Source organism: Candidatus Protofrankia californiensis (assembly GCF_900634765.1).
Classification (GTDB): domain Bacteria; phylum Actinomycetota; class Actinomycetes; order Frankiales; family Frankiaceae; genus Protofrankia; species Protofrankia californiensis.
Genome location: NZ_CAAAFT010000095.1, coordinates 32,332 through 39,189 on the forward strand (window position 1 = coordinate 32,332; position 6,858 = coordinate 39,189).

Consider the following 6,858-nt stretch of genomic DNA (forward strand, 5'->3'; position numbering starts at 1 on the left):
ACGGGTTGACCGAATATTTACGCCAGGGGTAACGGGGGCGGGTACCGTGGTTGACAGGTGGCGAGCGATGGTGCTCCTGCCCGCGGCGGTGCGACTTTGCGCTGCGGCTCTCGGCGTTCCTCGTGGGCTGTGAGCCGATCTGTCGGGAATCCGGCGATGGCATCTCGGCGTCTGCTGCGCCCCGGTTGCCGCGTCGTTCCGGTTGCCGGGTCGCCGCGCGCGTCTCGTCACGCAGTAACATTCAGTAGTTCTCTGACGCCAGGAGAGTGGGGGTTTGACTTGCAGGGGGCCGTGGCTTTTCGGTGTCGAGGGCTCGTGAGTCAAGGTGGGGGCGCGGGGCAGGTGGCTGCGCGGTGAAGGTTGAGAACTTCGTCGCAGCCTGGCTGGAAGACAATGAAAAAGATCTTGTTGATGTCCGTCGTGACATCCACGCGCATCCCGAGTTGTCCTGGCAGGAGTTGAGGACGACCGAACTGATCGCGGAGTCGCTCAACGGTTCTGGTCTGAAGCCACGGGTGATGTCCTCGGGTACCGGCCTGTGGTGCGATGTCGGTACAGGTTCCGGCCCCGTTGTCATGGTCCGCGCGGACATCGACGCGTTACCGATCCGGGACGAAAAAGATCTCCCTTACTCCTCCTGTGTGTCAGGAGTGAGCCATGCCTGCGGGCACGACGTCCACACCGCGATCGTGCTCGGGGTGGGCATGGCACTTGCGGCGTTCGACGAGCGCCATTCGTTGCCCGGCACCGTCCGACTGGTGTTCCAGCCGGCCGAGGAGGTCATGCCCGGTGGCGCGCTCGATCTGATTCGTGAGGGTGTGCTGGATTCGGTGACCGCGGCGACAGCCGTCCACTGCGACCCGGCGCTCGAGGTCGGGCGCGTCGGCATCCGCAGCGGTCCGATCACGGCCGCGACGGACTACATCGAAGTCCGGCTGCAGGGTCCTGGTGGACATACCTCGCGTCCACAGAACACCGTGGATCTGGTGTACGCGTTGGCGCAGGTCGTGACCGGGCTGCCCGCGGCGCTGTCGCGAACGGTCGATCCCCGTGCGGCGGCATGCCTGGTCTGGGGGCAGATCGAGGCGGGAAGCGTCCCGAACGCAATTCCCCGCAGCGGTCTCCTACGGGGCACGTTGCGGCTGCTCGACGAAGAACTGTGGAAACAGGCACCGGCGATGGTCGAACGGCTGGTCTCGCAGATCGTGGCGCCGTTCGGCGCCACTGCGACGATCGAGCACCGCCAGGACGTACCTCCGGTACTCAACTCCGTGAGCACTACGGAGGCGCTTCGCCGGGCGACCGTGACGGCGATCGGTGAGGATGCCGTCGCCCCCACGGGCCAGTCCCTGGGCGGTGAGGACTTCGCCTGGTACCTCCAGCGGGTGCCGGGAGCGCTCGCGCGGTTGGGCACCCGCAGTCCCGGCGGCCCCGTTTATGATCTTCATCAGGGTCGGTTCGACGTGGACGAGCGGGCTATCGGTCTTGGTGTCCGGCTGCTGGCGACCACCGCGGTCGATCTGGTGTCGGCGGCCGGTGAGGCCGAGGCCGGCGAATGACTGGCCGGGGAATGACTGGTAAGGCCAAGCCCGGCGAATAACCTTTCGCGGTTGCCGAGCAGACTGAGGAACAGGCGCAGGACGTACACAGGGCCGGTGCGGCGGGAACACCGTCGCACCGGCCCTGCTTCTTTCACAAGCGCGGTCTACCTGGAGCTGGGGATTTCGACGCTCGGCTCGGGCTGGGAGCGGGGTTCCGGAACAGCTGGCTGCGGGTGCGACTTCTCGATCCGCAGCAGCTTCGCGGCCCAGTCCGGCAGATACCAGTTCCAGTCGCCGAACAGCGAAACTAGGGCCGGCACCAGGAGCATCCGGACGATCGTCGCGTCCAGCAGGATGCCGAATCCGAGGGCTGTCGCGAACAGTTTGAGGTCGGTCTGCGGTCCGCTCGACAGTGACAGGAAGGACAGGAACAGGATCAGGGCGGCCGAGGTGACCAGCCGTCCGGTGCGGCCGACCCCTTCGATGACGGCCGCGTCGGTGTCGCCGCGGGCGTCGTACTCCTCACGGATGCGCGCGAGGATGAACACCTCGTAGTCCATGGACAGGCCGAACAGGAACGCGAAGACCATTATGGGCAGCCAGAAAGTGATCGCTCCGGTGGCCTCGATGCCGTAGACCTGCTCGGATCCGTAGCCATTCTGCCAGAACAGTACAACCCCGCCGAACGTCGCTCCCAGGGACAGGATGTTGAACAGGACCGCTTTGAGCGGCAGCAGCAGCGAACGGAACGCCCGTACCAACAGGATGTAGGTGACGAGCACGATCAGGCCGAGGGCCAGCGGGAACACGCCGTAGACGCCGTCGAGGTAGTCCAGCTGCAGCGCGCCGATACCGGCGAGGCCAATGGCGCCAGGCGCATCGTCCAGTACGGAACGCATGTTCCGGATCGGGTCGACGCTGCTTCCGCCCGAGGTTTCCCGGTCCGGCACGGCGATGATCAGAGAGGTGCCGGACCGATTCGATTCGGGACCATTCGCAGTCGTTGCGGTGGCCACGCCGTCCACAGCACGGATGCGTTGTACGACGTCACCTGCCGCAGACGACTCGACGAGTATCTCGGCCGGGGTGAGGATGCCCTTTGGCGCACCGCCGTTCTCGAGGACTTTCAATGCCTCGTAGGCGGGGCCGGTCTTCGCCAGTGATCCGGACTGCGCCGTGCCGATCTGGATCCCGAAGAACGGAATGATCAGGGCGGTGAGGATGGCGACACCGACACCAGCACTGATCCAGCGGTGACGCACCACCAGCGACGCCCATCTGGTCCAGAACCGGCTCGCGTGGCCTTCGTGCCGGATACGCGGCCAGTCGACCCGGGGGCCGATGCCACCTAGCAGGGCGGGTAGCAGAGTGGTCGTGACCGCTACGCTGACCAGCGGGATGAGCATCCCGCCGTAGCCGATGGAGCGTAGGAAGGGCACCGGGATGACGACCAGAGCGACCAGGCCGATCGCCACGGTGAGACCGCTGAACACGACGGCGTGGCCGGCTGACTCCATCGCGGCCACGACAGCGTCGTGATTCTCCCGGCCGTGAGCACGTTCCTCCCGCCACCGGGTCACGATCAGTAGTGAGTAGTCGATGGCCACGCCGAGGCCGATTAGGGAGACGAGGAACTGCACCAGGAACGAGACGTCGGCGAAGACGGTCAGACCGAGCAGGATCAGGAAGGTCGACGTGATCGCCACGGCCGCGACGAACAACGGTAGCAGTGCAAGCAGGGACGCGAACACGAAGGCGAGGACGGCGAGCGCACCGAGTCCCGCGAGAAGGGTCTCGGCCAGCACTCCGGGCCCGCCGTTCTCGGCGCCGTTGACCGATAGTTCGTCGATACCGGTAACCCTGCCGGTGACTCCCGCAGGCGCGTGCGCGGCGAGCGCCTCCTTGAGATCACTCGTGATCGTGACCTCGAAGTTCGTGAGCGGTGGATAGAAGGCGTAGGCGAACTGGGCGCGACCGTCAGCGGTGACGAAGACATTGTCTCCGGTCTCCGCTTTCCCGATGATCCGGCTTCCGTGTACATCCCGCTCGACCGCCGCGAAGGTGTCGGCTGCCTGTTGGTCGCTGACCGCCCTGCCGGGTTCCGCGGACAGCGTCAGGATGATCGGAGCGCCCTGTGCCTCGGTGTTATAGGTAGCGAGAATCTTCTTCGCGGTCTCGTGACCGGGCTGGCCGGGCAATGAGAAGTCGAAGGTCAGCCGGCCGGCTGTGGTGCCGGCTGTGGCGCCTCCTGCCAGGAAGGCGACGATCCAGAAAGAGATCACAAGCCGGCGGTGCCGGAGGCACCAGCGCGCGAGCGCCGACATCGGCGTCTCCCCACTCGTTAAGATGATCTGTGCTCTTGCATACTGACCTCGGCAACGGTACCACTGCTGATTGTGAACCCAGTAAGGGTTTGTCCAATGGGTGACATGCCTGCGGTAAATGCTGATCGTGGGGTCGCGCCCTCCTTGCGAGAGCAGGTTTTCTACGCATTTGCCCGTTTTGGTCCCGCCTGGGTGAGGTACCTGCACGCATCCGTGGGGCTGGGTGGTCTCAGTCCGGCCGGTGTCCGGCTGCTGTCGGCGCTGAGGCACCACCCGCATCCGCCCATCATGCGTGATCTTGTTCAGGACCTCGGCACCACAGCCAGGGCCGTGACGGGGCTCGTGGACACTCTCGAACACGAGGGCCTTGTGCGCCGTACCCGGCACCCGCGTGACCGTCGGGCGATACTCATCACCTTGACCAGCAAGGGTGAGCAGGTGGTGGACCGTGTCGGTCAGGAGCACGTCGAGCGGGCATCGGCGCTGTTCGACGTGCTGTCCGAGCAGGACCAGGCTGATCTCGTCCGGATCCTCGGGCTGTTGGGAGACGAGCTGGCTGCAAGGGGGCAGTCCGTCCAGCCCCGAGGGTTTGGCTGCTCACCCGCAGGTACCGAGAGTAACTAAATTCTGCTCTGGAGCCTGCGCTTGATCCTGCTTTGGATCTTACATTTGCCCGGCGGGCCGGCCGGTTGCGTCCACAGCTGTTCCCGCGACGGCAGCCCGGAGGCAGGCTGCGGTGTACCGCGTGTACCGCCGGGGCGCGGCGGTGGGGAACTATGCGGTGGGACGGTTGCGCAGATCGGCCACGTAGTCGGCCGGGGCGCCGGCCCGTTCCGCCGCGTCAGCCATGATGGCGACGTACCGTTTGGACGGCAGCCCGCCCTCGTAGGCGTCCAGCACGTACGTCCAGGCAAGCGCCTCGCCGTCCAGAGTGGATATCCGTACGCGGATGCGGGTGTAGAGGCCGGCATCCACCCCTTCCCAGACGTCGAGTTGCTTCAGGTCACGCCCGGCGACGTCGTAGAGCATCACATACACGTGGGATCCGGGCGACTCGACGATGGTGGCCAGCGCGCCTTCCCAACCGACGTCCTCGCCGCCGAAGGTGAGCCGCCACCCGTGGATCCAACCGGTCCCGATGACCGGGGCGTGGGGCGCGCGTTCCTTCATCTGGGCCGGGTCGAGATTGCTGCCGTAGGCAGCGTACAAGGTCATCGTGTGTGCCCTTCACCGGCCTGTGTGCCGCGGTCGTCACGGCAGCGGCAAAGAACTGCCTGGAGGATCTTCACTGGCGCCTACCCGTACCCACTTCCTGCCCCGCCGCCGCGGATGCGCCGCACGGGGAACCCTCGACCGTTTCCGGCCGGCTCCGGACCGCGTACCTGCCCGCCCGTCCCATGTGCCGCGGTCGATCCGACCGCGGTTGCACGGGCGGCTGTGGACCCTGATCGCGACGTCCGTGGATCCGGCTTCGTGCGACGCCACGCACCGCAACCACGCCGCAACAGCAAGCGGGTCTCCGGCGGGACTTCACAGATCCGATCGTCGGTGTTCGACAGCTACGCGAAAGACAGTCTAGACCCCGACCATCGGCATCCCGGCCCACCCGATGCCGGCCCGGGTGGGAGTGTGCTCGCGGACTGCGGCAGGGTGACTGTTCAGGCGATGGTTGCTCACACATTGGACAAGGCAAGATAGCTGGTGAGAATCCCGGCCACCGGAGGGAGCGCGCAGGTGCCGCGAATCGTCATTCTCGGAGGAGGGCCCGGCGGGTATGAGGCGGCTCTTGTCGGGGCCGAGCTCGGGGCGTTCGTCACGCTCATCGATTCAGACGGAGTGGGCGGTGCATGCGTCCTCACCGACTGTGTCCCGTCCAAGACGTTGATCGCGACATCGGCCGCGATGACGGACCTCGCGGCAGCGCCGTCCCTCGGAGTCCGGCTGCGTGACGGCGAGTGCGTCCTGCCGGAGGAGGGCTGGGATGCCGGAGCAGTGCCTGGTCCGGGGCTACCTCCTGGTGTCGGCGTGGACATCGAGCGGGTTCACGCCCGGGTGCGTGGGCTCGCCGCGGCGCAGTCCCGCGACATCGAGACCCGGCTGGAGAAGGAGGCCGTCCGGGTCGTGCACGCCCGCGGCCGGCTGGTCGGTCCGCACGCTGTCGAGGTCGACTCCGGCGAGGCATTCTTCGGCGACATCATCCTGATCGCGACCGGGGCGTCACCGAGAATCCTGCCGACTGTCGTACCGGACGGCGAGAGAATTCTCACCTGGCGCCATCTCTACGACCTGAGGAAACTGCCCGAGCATCTGATTGTCGTCGGCTCCGGTGTCACCGGCGCCGAGTTCGCCAGCGCCTACCAGGCGCTCGGCGCGAACGTGACGCTTGTCTCCTCCCGGGACCGGGTGCTGCCCGGGGAGGACCCCGACGCGGCCCGGGTGCTCGAGGAGGTGTTCCAGCGCAGAGGAGTGACCGTGCTGGGCCGGGCTCGGGCCGAGGCCGCCCGCCGGGTCGACGACGGCGTCGAGGTCGATCTCGCGGATGGCCGGACCATCACAGGCAGCCACGTCCTGATGGCGGTCGGGTCGGTGCCGCGGACGTCGGACATTGGGCTCGCCGAGGTCGGGATACGGCGTAATGCCACCGGCCATATCGAGGTCGATCGGATGTCGAGAACATCGGTGCCGGGGGTGTACGCCGCCGGTGACTGCACCGGCGTGCTGCCGCTGGCGTCGGTCGCCGCCATGCAGGGCCGGATCGCCATGTGGCACGCGCTCGGCGAGGCGGTTACGCCGCTGCGGCTGGGCACCGTGTCGTCCAACATCTTCACCGAGCCGGAGATCGCGACGGTCGGCATCTCGCAGAAAATGATCGAGTCGGGTGTGGTGGCCGCTCAGACGACGATCCTTCCGCTGGCGCGCAACCCGCGCGCGAAGATGCAGGGCATCACCGACGGCTTCGTGAAGCTGTTCTGCAGACCCGGTAGCGGCAGCGT

5 protein-coding genes are annotated in these 6,858 nt (G+C 66.8%); 3 read left to right on the forward strand and 2 right to left on the reverse strand.

What is annotated here, in order from left to right; all coding sequences use genetic code 11:
* The first annotated feature begins 353 nt into the window (after nt 1-353).
* Nucleotides 354-1,559: an amidohydrolase gene (locus tag DD1DGNOD_RS05760; protein ID WP_131765573.1), complete on the forward strand. Its 1,206-nt coding sequence runs from the start codon at nt 354-356 to the stop codon at nt 1,557-1,559.
* Nucleotides 1,560-1,705: 146 nt separating this feature from the next.
* Here DD1DGNOD_RS05760 and DD1DGNOD_RS05765 read toward each other — a convergent pair whose 3' ends face one another.
* A complete protein-coding gene (locus DD1DGNOD_RS05765) occupies nt 1,706-3,865 on the reverse strand; it encodes an MMPL family transporter (RefSeq protein ID WP_131769611.1) in 2,160 nt (719 codons plus the stop codon).
* Between the two features lie 96 nt (nt 3,866-3,961).
* Here DD1DGNOD_RS05765 and DD1DGNOD_RS05770 point away from each other — a divergent pair, with 96 nt between their 5' ends.
* Nucleotides 3,962-4,489, forward strand: coding sequence for a MarR family winged helix-turn-helix transcriptional regulator (locus tag DD1DGNOD_RS05770; RefSeq protein ID WP_131769612.1), 528 nt, complete (start codon nt 3,962-3,964; stop codon nt 4,487-4,489).
* A 150-nt stretch (nt 4,490-4,639) separates the two neighbouring features.
* On the opposite strand, the gene DD1DGNOD_RS05775 is transcribed toward DD1DGNOD_RS05770, so the two are convergent.
* Entirely contained in the window at nt 4,640-5,080 is a 441-nt protein-coding gene (locus DD1DGNOD_RS05775; protein ID WP_131765576.1) for a gamma-glutamylcyclotransferase, read from the reverse strand.
* A gap of 519 nt (nt 5,081-5,599) precedes the next feature.
* On the opposite strand from DD1DGNOD_RS05775, the gene DD1DGNOD_RS05780 reads away from it, so the two are divergent.
* Nucleotides 5,600-6,858: NAD(P)H-quinone dehydrogenase (locus tag DD1DGNOD_RS05780; RefSeq protein WP_131769619.1), on the forward strand; the 1,259-nt coding region annotated here is incomplete at its 3' end.